General features: G+C 70.0%; 2 protein-coding genes and 1 pseudogene (1 of these 3 cut by a window edge). All 3 read left to right on the forward strand.

The features are described from left to right. Positions 1-279, forward strand: the 3' portion of a protein-coding gene (locus LZC94_10315) for an SDR family NAD(P)-dependent oxidoreductase (protein WXB17646.1). The gene continues 11,943 nt to the left of window position 1, outside the view; 279 of the gene's 12,222 nt are visible here — the last part of the coding sequence; its start codon lies beyond the left edge, outside the window; its stop codon occupies positions 277-279. Further along, on the forward strand, positions 276-16,163 hold the full coding sequence (locus tag LZC94_10320) for an SDR family NAD(P)-dependent oxidoreductase (protein ID WXB17647.1): 15,888 nt from the start codon (positions 276-278) through the stop codon (positions 16,161-16,163). Before LZC94_10315 ends, LZC94_10320 begins: the two co-directional genes overlap by 4 nt. A 47-nt stretch (positions 16,164-16,210) precedes the next feature. Continuing rightward, positions 16,211-21,661: pseudogene (locus tag LZC94_10325) on the forward strand (type I polyketide synthase). Positions 21,662-21,725 lie beyond the last annotated feature (64 nt).

Below are 21,725 nucleotides of genomic sequence, written 5' to 3' on the forward strand. Positions count from 1 at the left end.
CTCCACCAGGAGATCGCCCCCGGCGCCCCGCGACCCGGAGCGCCCCGCGCGCCTGCGATCCTCGACGATCTCGACAAGCTGGAGGCGGCGCTGGCCGCGCTGGCCCCCGACGATCGCGCCCAGGCGGCGATCACCCAACGATTGCAGGCGCTGCTCGCCAAGCGATCCGACGCCGGCGCCGAGGGCGCGGCGCTCACCAACACGTTGCAGTCGGCCACGGCCGACGAAGTCTTCGCCATCTTCGATCGCGAGTTTGGCGCACCAGGAGTCGATCCGTGACGAACGAGGAGAAGCTGCTCGGGTATCTCAAACGCGCGATGGCCGATCTGCACGAGGCCCGCCAACGGCTTCGGGAGGTCGAAGACAAGGAGGCGGAGCCCATCGCGATCGTGTCGATGAGTTGCCGCTTTCCCGGCGGCGTGAGGAGCCCGGACGAGTTGTGGGCGGTGCTGACCGGGGAGGTGGACGCGATCGGCGAGCTCCCCCGCGATCGAGGATGGGACGTGGAGGGGCTCTACGACGCCGATCCGGACGCCAAGGGAAAAATCTATGTGCGCCACGGCGGCTTCGTGCAGGAAGCGGACGGCTTCGACGCCGCATTTTTCGGGATCAGCCCGCGGGAGGCGCTGGCGATCGATCCGCAGCAACGGCTGCTGTTGGAGACGTCGTGGGAGGCGGTGGAGCGCGCGGGGATCGAGGCGACGGGGCTGGAGGGGAGCCGGACGGGCGTGTTCGTGGGCGTGATCTACAACGACTACGCGGCGCGGTTGAGCGAGATCCCGGAGGGGCTCGAAGGGTACGTGGGGACGGGGAGCGCGCCGAGCGTGGCGTCGGGTCGGATCGCGTACACGTTTGGATTCGAGGGCCCGGCGGTGACGATCGACACGGCGTGCAGCTCGTCGTTGGTGGCGATTCACCTGGCGTGCAGGGCGCTCCGTCAGGGGGAGTGCACGTTGGCGCTGGCGGGCGGGGTGACCTTGCTGGCGACGCCGTCCACCCTCGTCGAATTCAGCCGGCAGCGTGCGCTCTCGCCCGACGGACGATGCCGCGCGTTCTCGGAGGACGCCAGCGGCACGGGGTGGTCCGAAGGCGTCGGCATGATCGTGCTGGAGAAGCTGTCGGACGCGCGGCGCCTCGGGCATCCGGTGCTGGCCGTCGTGCGCGGCTCGGCGGTGAATCAAGACGGGCGAAGCCAAGGTCTGACGGCGCCTCACGGCCCGTCGCAGGAGCGGGTCATCGCGCAGGCGCTCGAGAGCGCGCGCTTGCGTGCGCGCGACATCGACGTGGTGGAGGCGCACGGAACCGGCACCACCTTGGGCGATCCCATCGAGGCGCAGGCGCTCTTGGCGACCTACGGCAAGGAGCACACGCCGGAGGCGCCCCTCTGGCTCGGCAGCATCAAGTCGAACCTCGGGCACACCCAGGCGGCGGCGGGGATCGCGGGCGTGATGAAGATGGTCCTGGCGATGCAGCACGGCCTCTTGCCAAGGACGCTCCACGCCGAGCAACCGTCGACGCGGGTGGACTGGTCCAGCGGCGCGGTGCGTCTGCTCTCGCGCGCGATGGCCTGGGACACCTCCGGGCGTCCACGCCGAGCAGGCGTCTCGGCCTTCGGGGTGAGCGGCACCAACGCGCACGTCATCCTGGAACAGGCGCCGGAGACCGTGCTGGCGCCGGAAGAAGGGCCGCGAGCGCGCCCGCCCGCGACCCCCGCCGCGGCGCTCCTCGTCTCCGCGAAGAGCGAAGCGGCCCTTCGCGCCCAGGCCGCGCGCCTTCACGCGCACCTCGCGTCGCACCCGGAGCTGCCGCTCGCGGACGTCGCCCATTCGCTGGCAACTTCGCGCACCGTGTTCGAGCATCGCGCGGCGGTGCTCGCGCGCGAGCCTGCGCAGGCGCTCTCCGCGCTCTCGGCGCTGGCGCGCGGCGAACCGAGCCCGGATGCCGTCTCGGGCGAGGCAAAGGCGGCGGGCAAAGTGGTGTTCGTGTTCCCGGGGCAAGGCTCGCAGTGGGCGGGCATGGCGACGGCGCTGCTCGAGGAGTCGGAGGTCTTTCGAAGGTCGATGGCCGATTGCGAGCGCGCGCTGTCGCCGCACGTCGATTGGTCGCTCGCCGGCGTCTTGCGGGGCGATGCGGGCGCGCCGCCGCTCGAGCGGCTGGACGTGGTGCAACCCGCCTTGTTCGCCATGATGGTGTCGCTGGCCGCGGTGTGGCGCTCCTACGGGGTCGAGCCCGACGCCGTGGTGGGCCATAGCCAAGGCGAGATCGCCGCCGCCCATGTCGCGGGCGCGCTCGGGCTGGACGATGCGGCCAAGTTGGTGGCGTTGCGCAGCCAACGGCTGGCCGGGTTGGCGGGCGCGGGCGCGATGGCCGCCGTGGAGCTGCCGGCCGCCCAGCTCGAGGAGAGGCTCCGCGCGTACGGCGACCGCATCGGCGTCGCGGCCGTCAACAGCTACCACGCGACGGTGATGAGCGGAGAGCCGGACGCGGTCGACGCTCTCCTCCGCGACCTGGCCCGCGATGGCGTGTTCGCGCTGAAGCTGCGCGTCGACGTATCGTCGCACGGCGCGAACGTCGAAGCGCTCCGCGCGCCCCTCCTGCGCGAGCTCGGCGGCATCGCACCGCGGCGGGCCGCGATCCCGATGTACTCGACGGTCACCGGCGAGAGCATCTCCGGCGAAGCGCTCGACGCGCGCTACTGGTACGACAACCTTCGACAGCCCGTGGACTTCGCGGCCGCGAGCGAGAGCTTGCTCGCGAACGGGCATCGCTTCTTCATCGAGGTGAGCCCGCACCCCGTGCTGTCGCTCGCGCTCCAGCAAACCTTGGAGGCGTTCGCCGAACCTACCGCGGCCGTGGGCACGCTCTGGCAGGGCGAGGGCGACACAGCCCGCGTCCTGCAGTCGCTCTCCGACCTGTGGACCCGAGGGCTGCCGCTCGACGGCGCGGCGCTCGCGCCCGCGGGAGCGCGCGTGGATCTGCCGACCTATGCATTTCAACGCCAGCGCTACTGGCTCGAGGCGCCCCCGTCGCACGCGCTGGACGTGGCCCTCGCGGGGCTCGCCCGCACCGATCATCCGCTGCTGGGCGCGGAGCTGGCCTTGGCGGAGCCCTCGGCCGCCGTCTTCACCAGCCGCTTGTCGCTCGCGTCGCAATCGTGGTTGGCCGGCCACGCGGTCTTCGGCGCCGTGCTGCTTCCGGGCGCGGCCTTCGTGGATCTCGCGCTCCATGCGGCGCAGCGTTTGGGCCAAGGTCGGGTCGACGAGCTTACCCTGGAGGCGCCTTTGGCGCTTCCCGCGCACGGCGCCGTTCATCTTCAGCTCGCGGTCGGCCCGGCCGACGAAGCGGGGAGGCGCCCGCTCACCATCCATGGACGACCGGAGGGCTCGCCCGATGCAGCATGGACGCGCCATGCAACGGGATCGCTCGGACCGGTGGCCAGCGCGCCGTCGTTCCAGCTGCGCGCGTGGCCACCTCCTGGCGCCGTGGCGCTCGACGTGGAGGGCCTCTACGAGCGCCTCGAGGCCGTGGAGCTGGTGTACGGCGCCGACTTTCGAGGGCTGCGCGCCGCATGGAAGCGCGAGGACGAGCTCTTTGCCGAAGTCGAGCTGCCCGAGAGCCTGACCCCCGACCACTACTCCATCCACCCGGCCCTGCTCGACGCGGCCCTGCACGTGCTCACGTGCGACGTCGCGGCAGGCGGTGCTGCGATCGCGCTGCCCTTTGCGTGGGAAGGGATATCGCTCTACGCGCCCGGCGCGTCCCGTCTGCGGGTTCGCTTGGTGACGCGCGCCGCGGAGCGCGAGGTGTCGCTCTCCATCGCAGATGCCCTGGGCGAGCCGGTCGCGTCGGTCGAACGGCTGCGCGCGCGCCCGGTGTCTCCCGCGCAGGTGCAGCGCGCGCGGATCGCGCATCGCGGCGCCCTGCACGCGGTCACGTGGATGGCGCTTCCGGCGATCGAATGTCCGCCGGTTCGGTTCGAAGGGTATGCGGAGCTCGCCCCGTTCCGCGATCGCGCCACGCGCGGGGGGCCGCTGCCCGAGGTGGTCGTGCTCCAAGCGTACGGCCGTGGAGATGCAGCGGTGGATACCCTGCGGGACGCGCACGACGCGCACGGCGCGCAGGGCGCCATCGCGCGGGCGCTCGCGTTTCTCCAGACCTGGATCGGCGACGAGCGCTGGGGCGGCTCGCGCCTGGTGGTGGTCACGCATCGTGCGGTGGCCGCGCGATCCGGGGAGGACGTGCTCGATCTGGCGAACGCTCCCGTGTGGGGCCTCGTTCGCGCGGCGCAAGCGGAGCACCCGGCGCGGGGGTTGATGCTCCTCGACGTCGACGATCCGGGCGCGCTCGCCGCGGCGTTGCCTGCCGCGCTCATGTCGGGTGAGTCCGAGCTCGCCGTGCGGTCGAACCTCCTCTGGGCGCCGCGCATGGCCCGTGCGGTCGCTTCGAGCGAAGCGGCGGATCCATCGCATGCGGCGCGCGCGCTCCTCCGTCCCCACCAGACCGTGCTGATCACGGGTGGCACCGGGACATTGGGCGCGCGGGTGGCGTGCCATCTGGCCCAAAAGCACGGCGCCCGGCACCTCGTGCTGGTCTCGCGACGGGGACCTGCGGCGCCGGGGGCCGAGGCGCTGGTGCGCGAGCTGGAGGCGGCCGGTGCGCACGTGACCTTGGCGGCGTGCGACGTCGGCGACCGCGCCGCGCTTGCACGGCTTCTGGCGGGCATTCCGGGAGAGCACCCGCTGGGCGCGATCGTTCACACGGCGGGCGTGCTCGACGATGGCGTTCTGCTCGCGCAGACCCCCGAGCGACTGGCCCGTGTTCTGCGCCCCAAGCTCGAGGGCGCGCTCCACCTTCACGAGCTCACCGAGGCGCTCGATCTCTCGTGCTTCGTGCTCTTTTCGTCGCTCGCAGGGCTCCTGGGCAGCCCGGGCCAAAGCAACTACGCAGCCGCCAATGCCTTTCTCGATGCGCTGGCCCACCGGCGCCGCGCACGGGGGCGGGTGGCCATCTCGCTCGCATGGGGAGCTTGGGCGGAGGTGAGCAGCATGACCGCCCACCTCACCGATTCGGATCGCGCGCGGATGGTGCGCTCGGGCATCGACGCGCTGTCCTCGGACGAGGGCCTCGCCCTCTTCGACGCGGCGCTCACCCGAACCGACGCGCTGCTGGCCCCCGCGCGCTTGAACGCGACGGCCTTGCGTGCGCGCGGCACCGAGGCGCCGTCGCTCTTGCGAAGCCTGGTCCCGCTCGCGGCGCGTCGCGACGGCGCACCCGGCGAAGGACGTTCGGCCTTCCGAGAGCGCCTCGCAGGATTGTCCGAGCGCGAACGGGAAGAGGCCGTACTCCACACCGTGCGTACGGAGGTCGCCTCGGTGCTCGGCATTACCATCCCCGGCGCGATCGAGCCGGGACGTCCGCTCCAAGAGCTGGGACTCGACTCGTTGATGGCGGTGGAGCTGCGCAATCGTTTGGGCGCGATCACCGGCCTGCGCCTGCCCGCGACCTTGCTATTCGACCACCCGACACCTTCGGCGCTGACCCGCCGCTTGCGCGACGAGGTCGGCGATCCGGGGGCGCGGTCCGGCGGGCACCCATCTCCGGCGACGATGGTTTCATCGAGCGAGCCCATTGCGATCGTGTCGATGAGTTGTCGCTTCCCCGGCGGCGTGAGGAGCCCGGAAGAATTGTGGGCGGTGCTGGCGGGGGAGGTGGATGCGATCGGCGAGTTCCCCCGCGATCGAGGTTGGGACGTGGAGGGGCTCTATGATCCCGATCCCGATGCCAAGGGGAAGAGCTACGTGCGCCACGGTGGCTTCGTGCGGGAAGCCGGCGGCTTCGACGCCGCATTTTTCGGGATCAGCCCGCGGGAGGCGCTGGCGACCGATCCGCAGCAACGGCTGCTCTTGGAGACGTCGTGGGAGGCGGTGGAGCGCGCGGGGATCGAGGCGACGGGGCTGGAGGGGAGCCGGACGGGCGTGTTCGTGGGTGTGATCTACAACGACTACGCGGCGCGGTTGAGCGAGATCCCGGAGGGGCTCGAAGGGTACGTGGGGACGGGGAGCGCGCCGAGCGTGGCGTCGGGTCGGATCGCGTACACGTTTGGATTCGAGGGCCCGGCGGTGACGATCGACACGGCGTGCAGCTCGTCGTTGGTGGCGATTCACCTGGCGTGTCGGGCGTTGCGGCAAGGGGAGTGCACGTTGGCGCTGGCGGGTGGAGTGACGGTGATGTCGACGCCGGCGCCCTTCATTGGATTCAGCCGTCTGCGCGGGCTGTCGCCCGACGGACGATGCCGTGCGTTCTCGGAAGACGCCAATGGCGCGGGGTGGAGCGAGGGCGTGGGGATGCTGGTGCTGGAGCGGTTGTCGGAGGCGAAGCGCCTCGGGCACCCGGTGCTGGCGGTGATCCGTGGGAGCGCGGTGAACCAAGACGGACGAAGTCAGGGCCTGACGGCGCCCAATGGGCCCTCGCAACAGCGTGTGATTGCGCAGGCGCTGGACGATGCGGGGTTGAGAGCCGGGGATGTGGAGGCGGTGGAAGGTCACGGGACGGGGACGACGTTGGGGGATCCGATCGAGGCGCAGGCGCTGTTGGCGACGTATGGGCAAGGTCGAAAAGCGGAGGAGCCGCTGTGGCTGGGGAGCATTAAGTCGAACCTAGGCCATACGCAGGCGGCGGCGGGGGTTGCGGGTGTGATGAAGATGGTGCTGTCGATGCAGCACGGGAAGCTGCCGAAGACGTTGCACGCGGAGCGGGCGTCGACGCACGTGGATTGGTCGAGCGGTGGGGTGCGGTTGTTGACGGAGGCGCGGGAGTGGAGCGCGCGGGTCGATAAGCGACGGCGCGCGGGGGTCTCGTCGTTTGGAATCAGCGGGACGAATGCGCACGTGATCCTCGAAGAGGCGCCCGTGGAGGAGGCGGCGGTCGTTACGGAATCCACGGTGGTGTCGGAGAGCGTGCCGCTGGTATTGTCGGGGAAGAGCGAAGGCGCGCTGCGGGAGCAAGCGGAGCGGCTGCGGGCGTATTTGCAGGAGGATAAGACGATATCGTTGTTGGATATCGGGTATTCGCTGGGAACGACCCGCGCGCAATTCGGCCATCGCGCGGTGGTGTTTGCGCGGGATCGAGAGCAGGCGATCGCCGCGCTGGAGCAAATCGCGCGCGGGGAGCCAAGCGCGGACGCGGTGCAGGGCGAGGCGAAGGTTTCGGGGAAGGTGGCGTTCATCTACCCGGGGCAAGGGTCGCAGTGGCAAGCGATGGGCAAGGCGCTGTGGGAAGGGTCGGAGGTGTTTCGCACGGCGATGCAAGCGTGTGAGCGGGCGCTGTCGCCGCACGTGGACTGGTCGCTGCGTGCGGTGGTGTGTGGGGAGCCGGGTGCGTCCGCGTCCGCGTCCGAGACCGAGACCGCGTCTGCGTCCGAGACCGCGTCCGCGTCCGAGGCCGAGGCCGCGTCCGCGGCGATGCTGGAGCGCGTGGAGGTTGTGCAGCCCGCGCTGTGGGCGATGCATGTGTCGCTGACGGCACTATGGCGGTGGCTGGGTGTGGAGGCGCAGGCGGTGGTGGGTCACAGCCAGGGGGAGCTTGCGGCGGCGAGCGTCTCGGGTGCGCTGAGCCTGGAGGAAGCGGCGAAGGTGGTGGCGATTCGAAGCCGTTGGGTGGGACAGCTGTCGAAGCAGGGTGCGATGGCGGCGGTGGAGCTGGGGGTGGAGGAGCTGGAACGAAGACTCGGTCGCCACGGGGAAAAGTTGAGCATTGCAGCGGAGAACAGCTTGCGCACGAGCGTGGTGAGCGGGGAGCCGGAGGCGGTGGAGCAGCTGTTGGAGGAGCTGAACGCAGCGGGTCGCTACGGCAAACGGATCCGGGTGGACTACGCCTCGCACAGTGCACAAGTAGAGGCGCTGCGCGAGCCGCTGCAGAGGGAGCTGGGGAACCTAGCCTGGTCGGCGAAGCCAAGCATCGCGATGAAGTCGACGGTGACGTGCCGTGCGATCGAAGAAGGGGAGCTGGACGGAGGGTACTGGTACGCCAACCTACGGGAGCGGGTCCGGTATCGCGAGGTGATGGAGCAACTCGGTGGGGAGGGATACGGGTGGCTGATCGAGGTGAGCGCGCACCCCGTGCTGATGCAAGCGACGCAGGAAACGGCCGAACGCTGGTCGCACAGTGCAGCGACCACCGGAACGCTGAGAAGAGAGCACGGAGGAGTGGAGACGCTGATGCGCGCAGCCTCGGAGCTGTGGACGCAAGGCCTGGCCATCGCATGGGAAAAGCTACTGAACGGAGGACGCCGCGTGGCGCTGCCGACGTACGCCTTTCAACGCGAACGCTACTGGCTGCGCGACGTGGCCCGGGAGCGCATCGAGGACCCGATCGAAGCGTGGCGCTACCGCATCGCATGGGAACCGTTCGTGGCCCCGCCCCCGTCCCCCGCGGACGCCGCGTCGCCCGCGGACGCCCCGTCCCCCGCGGATGCCGCAGCGCGCGCGGACGCCGCAGCGCGCGCGCGACCTTGGTTGCTCCTCGTCCCGGCCGACATGGCGGAGGCGCCCATGGCACGCGCCATCGACCAAGTCCTTTCGCACGCCGCCGCGCCCATCGTTCGCGTCCTCGTACGCGAAGACGACGCCGACCGCGCCGCGATGGCCGAGCGGCTGCGCGCCGCGCTCTCGAAGGAGCCCGGGATCCGGGGCGTGCTCTCCCTTTGCGCTCTCTCCGAGCGCGCCACCCCGGAGCATCCCGAGATCCCCGAGGGGCTTGCGCTGACCCTCGCCATCGTCCAGGCCCTCGGTGACATGGCACTCGAGGTGCCCGTGTGGCTGGTGACCGAGGGGGCGGTGACCACCGGCCCTTCCGATCCGCTCGAGCACCCGCTGCAGGCGATGATCTGGGGGTTCGGCCGGGTGGTGGCCCTGGAGCACCCCGCGCGCTGGGGAGGGCTGCTCGATCTCCGCGGTGCGCTCGACCCACGCATGCTCGAGCACCTCCCGGCGCTGCTCGAGGGGATCCATGGCGAAGACCAATTGGCGCTTCGCGCGAACGGTGCGTTCGTTCGGCGTCTCGTTCGCGCGCGCCTCGAGGGCGACGCCGCATGCTCCTGGAAGCCGCAAGGCACCGTGCTCGTCACGGGAGGGACCGGCGGGGTGGGAGCGCACCTGGCCCGTTGGCTTGCTCGCGGCGGCGCCGAGCACCTCGTGCTCGCCAGCCGGAGCGGCCCTCGTGGGGCGCGCGCGACCGAGCTCGAACGCGAGCTCACGGCGCTCGGCGTCCGCGTCACGATGGTCGCATGCGACATCGCCGATCGCCGGGCGCTCGATGCGCTGACCGAGCGCTTCGAGGCGGAGGGCACGCCCATCGAATCGGTGATCCACGCCGCGGGTGTGGGCGGCTCGCGACCGCTCGCCGAAACGACCCTCTCGGACCTCGCGGAGGTGCTCTCGGCCAAGGCGTTTGGCGCGCAGCACCTCGATGCCTCGTTCCACGCCTCGCGCGAGGGCGCGCCCAATCGCGCGTTCGTTCTCTTCTCGTCGGGCGCCGGTATCTGGGGGAGCGCCCAGCAAGGCGCCTACGCCGCGGCCAACGCGTATCTCGACGCCCTGGCCGAACAACGCCGCGCCCGAGGGCTCGCGGGCACGTCGGTCGCCTGGGGGCTCTGGGACGGTGAGGGCATGGGCGACGATCCCGCCGCGCGCGACTACCTCCGGCGGCGGGGCATTTCGCCCATGGCGCCCGAGCTCGCCGTTCGCGCGCTCGAGCAAGCGCTGCATCGTGGAGCGACCGCGCTCACGGTGGCGAACGTCGACTGGAGCCGCTTTGCCCCCGCGTTCCGCGCAGCGCGCGCACGACCCTTGCTGAACGATCTCTCCGAGGCACACGGCGAGCGCGATCGCGAAAGCACGTCGCCGGCCGCGCGGTCACCGGTGTCCGAGGCGGCGGTGATCGGGCGCCTTCGCGGCCTCTCCGAGCGCGAACGCACGGCGCACCTCGTAGACGTCGTGCTCGCCGAGGCGGCCGCGGTCCTCGGCCATCGCGACGGCCGCGCGCTCGGTTCCGATCGCGGGTTCTTCGACCTCGGCCTCGACTCCGTCATGGCCGTCGAGCTGCGGAAACGCCTCCAACGCACCACGGGCCTGAAGCTCCCCGCCACCTTGGCCTTCGATTGCCCCACGCCGCGTCACGTGGCCTCGTTTCTCCGGGATCGTCTCGCCCCCGCCGTCGGCACGCATGCCTCGGCATCGGAGGGCCACGCGCGCGCGCGCTCCAGCACCGCGGCCGCGGACGAGCGGGTGGCCATCGTCGGCATTGGCTTGCGCCTCCCCGGTGGGGTCGTCGATCTGGAGGGGCTCTGGCACCTCCTCGAGGCCGAGGTCGACGCCGTCCGCGATATTCCGGCCGACCGCTGGGAGCTCGACGGCTTCTACGATCCGGACCCCGCCGAAAAAGGTAAGAGCTATGTGAAGTCCGCGGCGTTCGTGGACGGCGTCGACCGCTTCGACGCCGGGTTCTTCGGCATCAGCCCGCGGGAGGCCAAACAACTCGATCCGCAGCATCGCTTGCTGCTCGAGGCAACGTGGCAGGCGCTCGAGCTCGCCGGCATCGTTCCCGGCTCGCTGCGCGATTCGCAGACAGGCGTGTTCGTGGGCATTGGGCCGAGCGATTACGATCGCATGGTCGCCGCCGGGCCGCTGCAAAACGATGCCTATGCCATCACCGGCACGCACCCTTCCTTTGCCGCGGGACGGCTCGCCTTCAGCCTTGGCTTGCAGGGCCCCGCGTTGTCGGTGGACACCGCGTGCTCCTCGTCGTTGGTCGCGCTCCACCTGGCCTGCCAATCGCTTCGCAGCGGCGAGTGCGATCTCGCCCTCGCGGCGGGCGCGTCGGTCATGGCCGCGGGCGGGCCCTTCGTGGTTCTGTCGCGAACGAACGCGCTGGCGCCCGACGGTCGCTCCAAGACATTTTCGGCCAACGCCGACGGCTTCGGTCGCGGAGAAGGCGTGGTCGTGGTCGCCCTCGAGCGACTTCGCGACGCCGAGGCACGCGGGCGCACCATCCTGGGCGTGATTACCGGCAGCGCCGTCAACCACGATGGTGCCAGCAGCGGCATCACGGTGCCCAACGGCACATCGCAGCAGAAGGTGCTGCGCGCCGCTTTGGAGAGCGCGCAGCTCACCCCCGCGGACATCGATGCCGTGGAATGCCACGGGACGGGAACGTCGTTGGGCGATCCCATCGAGGTGCAGGCCTTGGCCAGCGTCTATGGTGAAGGCCGCGATCCACATCGTCCTCTCTTGCTCGGCGCCCTGAAGACGAACATCGGCCACCTCGAATCGGCCGCGGGCCTTGCAGGCGTAGCCAAAATGGTCGCGGCGCTCGCGCACGAAGCGCTGCCCGCGACCCTGCACACCTTGCCGCGCAACCCCCACGTGGACTGGGCCGCGTTGCCCGTGGAAGTCGTCGATTCCTTGCGCCCCTGGCCCCGCCACGAAGATGGCTCGCCGCGCCGCGCGGCGGTATCGGCCTTCGGGCTCTCGGGCACGAACGCGCACGTTTTGCTCGAAGAGCATCGCGCGCCGACGCTTCGTCCGACCGCGAGCGACTCGGTGGAGCTCCCGGCGCGGGTGCCTATGCTCGTGTCGGGGAAGAGCGAGAGCGCGCTGCGGGAGCAAGCGGCGCGATTGCTTGCGCAGTTGGAAAAGGGCGAAGCGATAGCGCTGTTGGATATGGCGTATTCGCTGGCGACGACGCGAACGGCGTTCGAATACCGTGCGGCGGTGGTGGCGGGGGATCGCGCGGGGGTGCTTTTGGGGTTGTCGGATATTGCCGGTGGGGTTGGGAGAGAACTGTCCGATGGCGCCGGGTTGCGTTTGGGGATGGCCGGTGGGGAGCCGGAGGATTTGGGGGGATGGGGAACGGGAGAAAACCGCAAGGGCGCAAGGGTCGCCAAAGATTTGGGGGGATGGGGAACGGGAGAAAACCGCAAGGGCGCAAGGGTCGCCAAAGATTTGGGGGGATGGGGAACGGGAGGAAACCGCAAGGGCGCAAGGGTCGCCAAAGATTTGGGGGGATGGGGAACGGGAGGAAACCGCAAGGGCGCAAGGGTCGCCAAAGATTTGGGGGGATGGGGAACGGGAGGAAACCGCCAGGGCGCAAGGGTCGCCAAAGATTTGGGGGGATGGGGAACGGGAGGAAACCGCCAGGGCGCAAGGGTCGCCAAAGGGCGCGTGAGGGGGGATGGGAAGTTGGCATTTCTGTTCACGGGGCAGGGGAGTGTTTATTCGGGAATGGGGCGGGAGTTGTATGCGGCGTTTCCGGTGTATCGGAGGTCGTTGGATCGGATTTGTGTGTGCTTTGAAGATGCGTTGGGGGTGTCGCTGCGGGAGGTGATCTTCGAAGAGGGGAATGCGACGCGGTTGGAGCAAACGCAGTATGCGCAGGCGGCGCTGTTTGCGGTGGAAGTGTCGTTGGTGCGGTTGCTGGAGTCGTGGGGGATACGGGCGGATGTCGTGATGGGGCACTCGGTGGGGGAGCTTGGTGCGGCGCATGTGGCGGGTGTGCTGAGTTTGGAGGATGCGTGCCGGTTGGTGGCGGCGCGGGGGCGCTTGATGCAGGGGGTGAGCGCAAAGGGAGCCATGGCGTCGCTGCAAGCGTCGGAGGCGGAGGTGGTGGAGCGGCTGGGGGGCCGTGCGGGAGTATCGATTGCGGCGGTGAATGGGCCGCGCGCAACGGTGATCTCGGGGGATGAGGCGGCGGTGCAGGAGGTGATGGCGGAATTCGAAGGAGCGGGACGCAAGGCGAAGCGGCTGGAGGTGAGCCACGCGTTTCACTCGTCGCATATGGATGAAGTTTTGGAGGCGTTTGGGCGCGAGGCGGCGAAAATCGATTATCGGGCGCCGCAAACCGCAGTGATCTCGAACGTGACAGGAAAACGCGCAAGCGACGACGAACTGCGCAGCGCGGGCTATTGGATGCGCCACGTGCGGGAAACGGTTCGATTCGGCGAAGGCGTGCAAGCGCTGGAGGCGGAGGGTGTCACACGTTACGTGGAGGTGGGCCCGCGGGGCGTACTTTCGGCCATGGCGGCGGAGAACCTGACGGAGCGGGGTGCGGAGGAGAGCGTGCTCTTGGCGGCGCTTCGTGCGGACCGTTCGGAGGTGGAGACGGTGCTCGAAGTAATGTGCAATCTGCACGTCATCGGTCAATCGGTGGACTGGGGCGCCTTCTTCGAACCGCTCGGAGCGCGCCGGATGGCATTGCCGACGTATGCCTTTCAACACGAACGCTATTGGCTGGATGCGCCCAAGGCAGCTACGGGCGATATGGCCTCTGTGGGCCTCGCGTCGGCGGAGCACCCGTTCCTCGGAGCGGAAGTCGCGCTGGCGGAAGGAGACGGCCTGGTTCTCACGGGGGCATTGTCGCTGGAGAGCCAAAGTTGGCTACGAGAGCACGACGTGTTCGGCACGGTGATCTTACCGGGGACGGCATTTCTGGAGCTGGCATTTGCGGCAGCGGAGCGCGTCGGGCTGGAACGCGTGGAGGAGCTGGTCCTAGAGGCGCCGCTGGGGATACGGGAGAAGGCGCGGGTGCAGATGCAAGTGGTGATCGGGAGCCGAGATGAGCCGGGAGGCCGCCCGCTGAGCATCTATGCGCGCGAGAGCGGAGCGGAGGGGGAGGTGGGGTGGATTCGGCACGCGAGCGGCAGACTGGGCCCGGCCGCACCGCGCGCAACCTGGGAGGACGCCCTATGGCCACCAGCCGGAGCGAGCGCGATCCCCCTCGACGATTTTTACGACCGCCTTGCCAACGCAGGGTTGGTCTACGGCCCGCCGTTTCAAGGCCTGCACGCGGCATGGAAACGAGGCGACGACCTCTTCGTCGAGGTGCAATGGCCCGCGCACGCGGCGGACGACGATGCGCCGTTCATGCTCCACCCGGCGCTTCTCGCAGCGGTCATGCAGGGCGCGCACCTGCGCAGCCCAATGGACGCGATCCAAGCCACCGTGCCCGTCGCGTGGTCGGGCGCGTCGGTGTATGCGACGCGCGCATCGGCGCTTCGTGTTCGCATCGCGCCTCGTCCGGACGGGCGAACGGTGTCGCTGATCATGCGGGATCCGGCGGGCGCTTTGGTGGCCTCCATCGACACCTGCCGTGAGGAGCTCGTCGACGCTGAACGCGTGCGCCGCGAGCCTGCGGCACCTCCCGCCGACGCATTCTACCGCGTCGCTTGGGCGGAGGCGCCGGGATCGCCGGTGCACCCCGGGCGCTGGGCATGGATTGGACCCGACGGCGTCGACGGGCCGGCGAAGCTTCCCACGCCAGCCCCTTCGTGGGAACGCTACCCCACCTGGCAAGCCTTTCGTGAGGCGCTAGAACGGGGAGCGACCCTACCCGACGGCATCGCGATGCGCGGCGCACCCGCCATGGGCGATGCGGCGACCGCCGCGCAGGAGACGGCCCGCGAGCAGCTACGTACCTTGCAGGCGTGGCTGACCGACGAACGCCTCTCCTCCTGCAAGCTGGTGGTCGTCACGCATCGCGCGATCCGCGTTCATCCGGGAGAAGACGTCGTCGACCTCGCGGGCGCGCCACTTTGGGGTCTCGTGCGCTCCACGCAATCCGAGCACCCCGACAGGGCCCTGACGCTCCTCGACGTCGATGATCATGCAAGGTCGCACCGCGCCTGGCTCTCCGCTCTCGCCTCGGAGGAGCCGCAGCTCGCGCTGCGCGCAGGCGTGCTTCACGCGCCCAGGCTCGTGCCCGTGGCCGCGGCACCCTCGCCCCCGCCCGCGACGACCGCGCGCACGGCTCCGAGCGGAGCGCCCTCGATCGGCACGCGAAGGCGCCCGTTCGGTCCCGAGGGCACGGTGCTGGTCACCGGCGCCACGGGCGCGCTCGGCGCGCGGGTGGCGCAGCATCTGGTGGAGCACCACGGTGTGCGCCATCTTCTGCTCGTCTCGCGCCGCGGTTCGGAGGCGCCTTCGGCCGGGCGGCTCGTCGAGGTGCTCACCCGCGCGGGCGCGGAGGTCACCTTGGCGGCCTGCGACGTGAGCGATCGAGGTGCGCTGGAGCAGCTTCTCGCCGCGCCGCGCGAGCACGCCCTGTCGGGCATCGTGCACACCGCCGGGGTCGTGGACGATGGCCTCGTCCTTTCGCTGAACGAAGCGCAGCTCGTGCGCGTCCTCCGGCCCAAGGTCGCGGCGGCTCTTCACCTTCACGAGCTCACGCGGAGCATGGACCTTTCGGCCTTCGTGCTCTTCTCGTCGCTCGCCGGGGTGCTCGGCGGCGCCGGTCAGAGCAACTACGCCGCGGCCAATGCCTTTCTCGACGCGCTCGCCGCCCATCGTCGCGCCCTCGGGTTGCCCGCGCTCTCGCTCGCGTGGGGACCCTGGGCCGAAGGAGGTCTCTTCACGCGCACCTCCGCCACCACGCATGACCGGGTTCGTCGCTCGGGCATCGTGCCGCTCTCGCGCGAACGCGGTCTCGCGCTGTTCGATGCCGCGCTGGAGTCCGAAGACCCCCTGCTCGCGCCGGTGCGGTTCGACGGTGCCGCGCTGCGCGCATGGACCGGCGCGATCCCGCCGATGCTGCGCGGGCTCGTGCGCGGACGGGCAGCAAGGGCGCAACCCTCCCTCGCGGACGCCGCGGCCACCTTGAAGCAACGTCTGGCGCCCATGCTGGAGAACGAACGGGCCCGCGTTCTCTTGGAGCTCGTGTGCGCGGAGGCCGCGGCCGTGCTGCACCACTCCACACCGGCGGGCATCGATCCCGAGCGCCCGCTCCGGGAGATTGGGATGGATTCGCTCGGCGCGCTCGAAGTGCGCAATCGCCTGGCCCGCGCGAGCGGCGTGCGCTTGCCCGCCACCTTGCTCTTCGACCATCCCACGCCGGCCGCGCTCGCGCGAAAGCTCGCCGCCGAATTGGGCGTAGGTGCCGCGCCCACGGTGGCCACGGCCTTCGCGCGCTTGGACGAATGGGAGGCGATGTTCGCGACCCTGGCCGAAAGCGATCGTGCGCGCCTCGCGTCGCGGTTGCAGGTGCTCTCGTCGAAGTGGACGGCCGGGCCCATGGCCACGGCCGCCGCGGCGACGCAGGGACTCGAGGCCGCCACCGATGACCAGCTCTTCGAGCACTTCGATCGCGAGTTCGGGGCGCCGAGCGCAGAGGAATGATGAACGAGATCCAGGAAGAGAAGCTCCGGTCGTACCTGAAACGGGCCATGGGCGAGCTGCACCAAATGCGGGAGCGGCTGCGCGAAGTGGAGACGCGGGCGCCGGAGCCCATCGCCATCGTCGCCATGAGCTGCCGCTACCCGGGTGGTGCGCACACGCCCGAGGCCCTCTGGCAGCTCCTCGCCCAGGCCCGAGATGCCGTGGCACCGTTTCCCGAGAACCGCGGCTGGAACCTCGACGCGCTCTACGATCCCGACGCCGACGCAAAGGGTCGAACCTATGTCCGAAGCGGCGGCTTCGTCGGCGACGCCGACCGCTTCGACGCGGCCTTCTTCGGCATCAGCCCGCGCGAGGCGCTGACGATGGATCCGCAGCAGCGGTTGCTCCTCGAGACGTCGTGGGAGGCCATCGAGCGCGCCGGCATCGATCCGCACGCGCTGGTTCGGAGCCCGACGGCGGTGTTCGTGGGCATCGCCAGCAACGACTACGCCAATTACCTGGTGGGATCCCCCGAGGCCGAGGGCTACGTGGGGCTGGGCAGCTCGCCCAGCATTGCGTCCGGTCGCATCGCGTACGCGCTTGGACTGGAGGGACCGGCGGTCACCGTCGACACGGCGTGCAGCTCGTCGCTGGTCGCTCTGCACCTCGCTTGCCACGCGCTCCGTCAGGGCGAATGCTCGCTCGCCTTGGCCGGCGGCGCGACGGTGCTCGCGACGCCCGGTGCGTTCATCGAATTCAGCCGCCAACGCGGCCTCTCGCCCGACGGCCGCTGCCGAGCCTTCTCCGCCGACGCACAGGGCACGGGTTGGGGTGAGGGCGTGGGGATGCTGCTGCTCGAGCGTCTCTCCGACGCGCGCCGTCTGCGCCACCCGATTCTGGCCATCGTCCGCGGCTCGGCCGTCAACCAAGATGGCAAGAGCCAGGGACTGACGGCCCCCAACGGACCCGCGCAAGAGCAGGTCATTCGGCGATCGCTGGAGCACGCGCGTCTCTCGGCGGGCGACGTGGACGTGGTGGAGGCGCACGGTACGGCCACCACGCTCGGCGATCCCATCGAGGCGCAGGCGCTGCTTGCGACCTATGGAATCGCGCACACGCCCGAGCGGCCCTTGTGGCTGGGGACCATCAAGTCGAACGTCGGCCACACGCAAGCCGCGGCGGGCGTGGCCGGCGTCATCAAGATGGTGCTGGCCATGCAACGGGAGCTCTTGCCCGCCACCTTGCACGCCGAGCACCCGTCGCCCCACGTCGATTGGTCGTCCGGCGCCGTGCGGCTGCTGACCAAGCCCGTGCCTTGGAAATCGGACGCGAGCCGCCCGCGCCGCGCCGGCATTTCATCGTTCGGCGTCAGCGGCACCAACGCGCACGTCATCCTGGAGGAAGCGCCGGCGGAGGAAGCGGCGGCCCTGGCGGGGGAAGCTGCGGAGCTGCGGTGCGTTCCGTTGGTGTTATCCGGGAAGAGCGAGGGCGCGCTGCGGGAGCAAGCGGCGCGATTGCTTGCGCACTTGGAGAACGACGAAGCGATATCGCTGTTGGATATGGGGTATTCGCTGGCGACGACGCGGACGGCGTTCGAATACCGCGCGGCGGTGGTGGCGGGGGATCGCGCGGGGGTGCTTTTGGGGTTGTCGGGGATGGCCGGCGGGGTCGGGCGAGAACCGTCCGATGGTGCGGGGTCGTCGGGGATGGCCGGTGGGGAGCCGGAGCATTTGGGGGGATGGGGAACGGGAGAAAACCGCCAGGGCGCAAGGGTCGCCAAAGATTTGGGGGGATGGGGAACGGGAGAAAACCGCCAGGGCGCAAGGGTCGCCAAAGATTTGGGGGGATGGGGAACGGGAGGAAACCGCAAGGGCGCAAGGGTCGCCAAAGATTTGGGGGGATGGGGAACGGGAGAAAACCGCAAGGGCGCAAGGGTCGCCAAAGGGCGCGTGAGGGGGGATGGGAAGTTGGCATTTCTGTTCACGGGGCAGGGGAGTGTTTATTCGGGAATGGGGCGGGAGTTGTATGCGGCGTTTCCGGTGTATCGGGGGTCGTTGGATCGGATTTGTGTGTGCTTCGAAGATGCGTTGGGGGTGTCGCTGCGGGAGGTGATCTTCGAAGAGGGGAATGCGACGAAATTGGAGCAAACGCAGTATGCGCAGGCGGCGCTGTTTGCGGTGGAAGTGTCGTTGGTGCGGTTGCTGGAGTCGTGGGGGGTACGTGCGGATGTCGTGATGGGGCACTCGGTGGGGGAGCTGGGTGCGGCGCATGTGGCGGGTGTGCTGAGCTTGGAGGATGCGTGCTGGTTGGTGGCGGCGCGTGGGCGCTTGATGCAGGGGGTGAGCGCAAAGGGGGCAATGGCGTCGCTGCAAGCGACGGAGGGGGAGGTGGAGGAGCGGCTGGGGGGCCGTGCGGGGGTGTCGATTGCGGCGGTGAATGGGCCGCGCGCGACGGTGATCTCGGGGGACGAGGCGGCCGTGCAGGAGGTGGTGAAGGAGTTCGAGAAAGCGGGACGCAAGGCGAAGCGGCTGGAGGTGAGCCACGCGTTTCACTCGTCGCATATGGATGAAGTTTTGGAGGCGTTTGGGCGCGAGGCGGCGAAAGTCGACTCTTCGCGGCCTCAGATACCGGTGATTTCCAATGTGACGGGGAAGCGCGCAAGCGACGAGGAGCTGCGCAGTGCCGGCTATTGGGTTCGCCACGTGCGGGAGCCGGTTCGATTCGGCGAAGGGGTGCAAGCGCTGGAGGCGGAGGGTGTCACGCGTTACGTGGAGGTGGGCCCGCGGGGCGTACTTTCGGCCATGGCGGCGGAGAACCTGACGGAGCGGGGTGCGGAGGAGAGCGTGCTCTTGGCGGCGCTTCGCGCGGACCGTTCGGAGGTGGAGACGGTGCTCGAAGTATTGTGCAACCTGCACGTCATCGGTCAATCGGTGGATTGGGGCGCCTTCTTCGAACCGCTCGGAGCGCGCCGGGTGGCATTGCCGACGTATGCCTTTCAACGTGACCGCTATTGGCTCGACGCGCCCAAAGCGCGCACCGCGGACATCGCATCCATGGGGCTCGCACCGGCGGAGCACCCGCTTTTGGGGGCTGCGGTATCGCTAGCGGAGGGGGACGGGTACCTCTTTACGGGATCGCTGTCGCTGCAAAGCCATCCATGGCTGGCCGATCACATGGTTCGCGATGTAGCGCTTTTGCCGGGCACCGCGTTCGTGGAGCTGGCGCTGTTCATCGCGCGCCACGTGGGCCTTCGTTGCATCGAAGAGCTGACCCTCGAAGCTCCTTTGGTGTTGCCGTCTCGCGGGGACGTGCAACTTCAGGTCACCGTCGGCGCGCAGACCGAGTCCGGCGCACGCGATGTGACCTTCTCCGCACGCACGGACGACCTTCCGTGGGCGCGCGTCGCCACGGGTCGCGTGGGCACCGCGGCCGAGCCGGCGGGATTCGAGCACGCATCGTGGCCCCCGACCCATGCCGTCGCGCTCGACGTGCGGGATCTCTACGAGCGTCTGATCGAGGCGGGGTTCTCGTACGGTCCCCATTTTCGAGGGCTGCGCGCCGCGTGGAAACGCGACGGTGACCTGTTCGTCGAAGTGGAGGCCCCCTCCGTTCTCGACCAACGCGCAGCGTTCGCGCTGCACCCTGCGCTCTTCGATGCGGTGTTGCACGCGCTCGGGCTCGAGCCGGACCCCGCGGCGGAGGCCGCACTTCCCTTTTCATGGTCCGGCGTGTCGATCCACGCGACGGGCGCTTCGTTTTTGCGAGCACGGTTGTCCGGGGTGGGCCATGGCAAAGCCATCGGCATTCAGATCGCCGACGCCACCGGCGCGCCGGTCGCGTCGGTGCAGGCGCTGCGCACGCGCCCTGCTCCGTCGCACATCGATCGGCGCTCGGACGCGCTCTACCGTGTCGCATGGGCGGCCGCGCCGCTGGGCGGTCCGGGATCGTCTTCGGGCGCGCCACCGTCCCGCGGCGCATCGTGGGCCATCGTCGGCGCGCAGCGAGAAGGAATGGCCGAGGAGCTCCGAGCCGTCGGCGTGCAGCCGGAGCCCCACGAGGATTGGTCGCGCTTTCTGTCCGCGACGGGCAACGCAGACCGCGTCCCCGACGTCGTTGCCGTGTCGCTCGGCGATCGCTCGCTGCCGGCCGACGCCATGGACCCCACGGAGACGGTGCACCGGATCGCGCGCACGGGCCTCTCCATCCTGCAGTCGTGGCTGGCGGACGAGCGGTTCGCAACGAGCCGATTGGTCTTCGTGACCCACGGTGCTCTGGCGCTCGACCCCGACGAGCCTCTCGATGGTCTCGGCGAGGCGGCCCTCGTAGGGCTGGTGCGCACCGCACGGGCGGAGCACCCGGATCGCGCGGTGATGGTGGCCGATCTCGACGATGCGCGCGCATCCATGAGCGCTTTGCCCGCGGCGATTGCGGGCGGCGAGCAAACCTTTGCGCTCCGGCGAGGCACGATGCGCGTTGCGCGGCTGGCGCGCGTGACCGAGCTGGCGTCGCCGGCGGCCCCCGGTTCATTCGACGGAACGTTCCTCGTCACGGGTGGCACGGGCGGATTGGGGGCCTTGCTGGCGCGGCACCTGGTGAATCGGCATGGTGTCCGTCACCTGCTCTTGCTCTCCCGCCGAGGGGCGGAGGCACCGGGTGCGGACCCGCTCGTCCGCGAGCTGGAGGCCGCGGGCGCACGGGTGCGTGTGGTGGCCTGCGACGTCGCAGACCGGAACGCGCTGGCGGAGGCCCTGGCCACGGTTCCGGCGGAGGCCCCTCTGCGGGGCGTCGTTCACGCGGCGGGGATGCTCGACGACGGCGTCCTGGCCCTTCAAACGCCGGAGCGTCTCGCGCGTGTGCTGCGTCCGAAGGTGGACGCGGCGATGCATCTGCACGAGCTGACCCGAGGCTCGAACCTCGCGATGTTCGTGCTGTTCTCGTCCCTCGCCGGCGTGCTTGGCTCGGCCGGCCAAAGCAATTACGCGGCCGCCAACGCCTTCTTGGACGCGCTGGCGCAGCATCGGCGCGGGCTGGGTCTGCCGGGGCTCTCCCTCGCATGGAGCGCATGGTCGTCGTCGCGCGGCATGACGGCCGACTTGCGGCAGGTCGATCACGCGCGCATGGTCCGCGCCGGCATCCGTCCTCTGAGCACGGAGGAGGGGCTCGAGCTCTTCGATACCGCGCTGAGGTCGCACGACGCATGGCTGGTCCCCGCCCGCTTCGACGCGGGCATTCTGCGCCGCCGAGAGGCCGCGCGCGCGCCCATCCTGGAAGGGCTTTTCCCCGCCCCACTTCCGCGCGCCGCCGGGGAGCCACGATCGTTGCTCGAGCAACGTTTGACGGTGTCGTCGAAGGAGGACGCGGGGCGGGTGCTGTCCGAGGTGGTGCAGCACGAGATCGCGGCCGTGTTGGGCGCAGGGCGTCCGCTCGCGATGGACGCCCTGCGGCCACTGCAAGAGCTTGGGCTGGACTCATTGATGGCGGTGGAGCTGCGCAATCGGCTGGGTGCGGTGACGGGGAGGCGCTTGCCGGCGACCTTGCTGTTCGACCATCCGACCCCGCAGGCGCTGACGCGATACCTGCAGC

This window comes from Sorangiineae bacterium MSr11954 (genome assembly GCA_037157815.1).
GTDB lineage: Bacteria > Myxococcota_A > Polyangia > Polyangiales > Polyangiaceae > Pendulispora > Pendulispora albinea.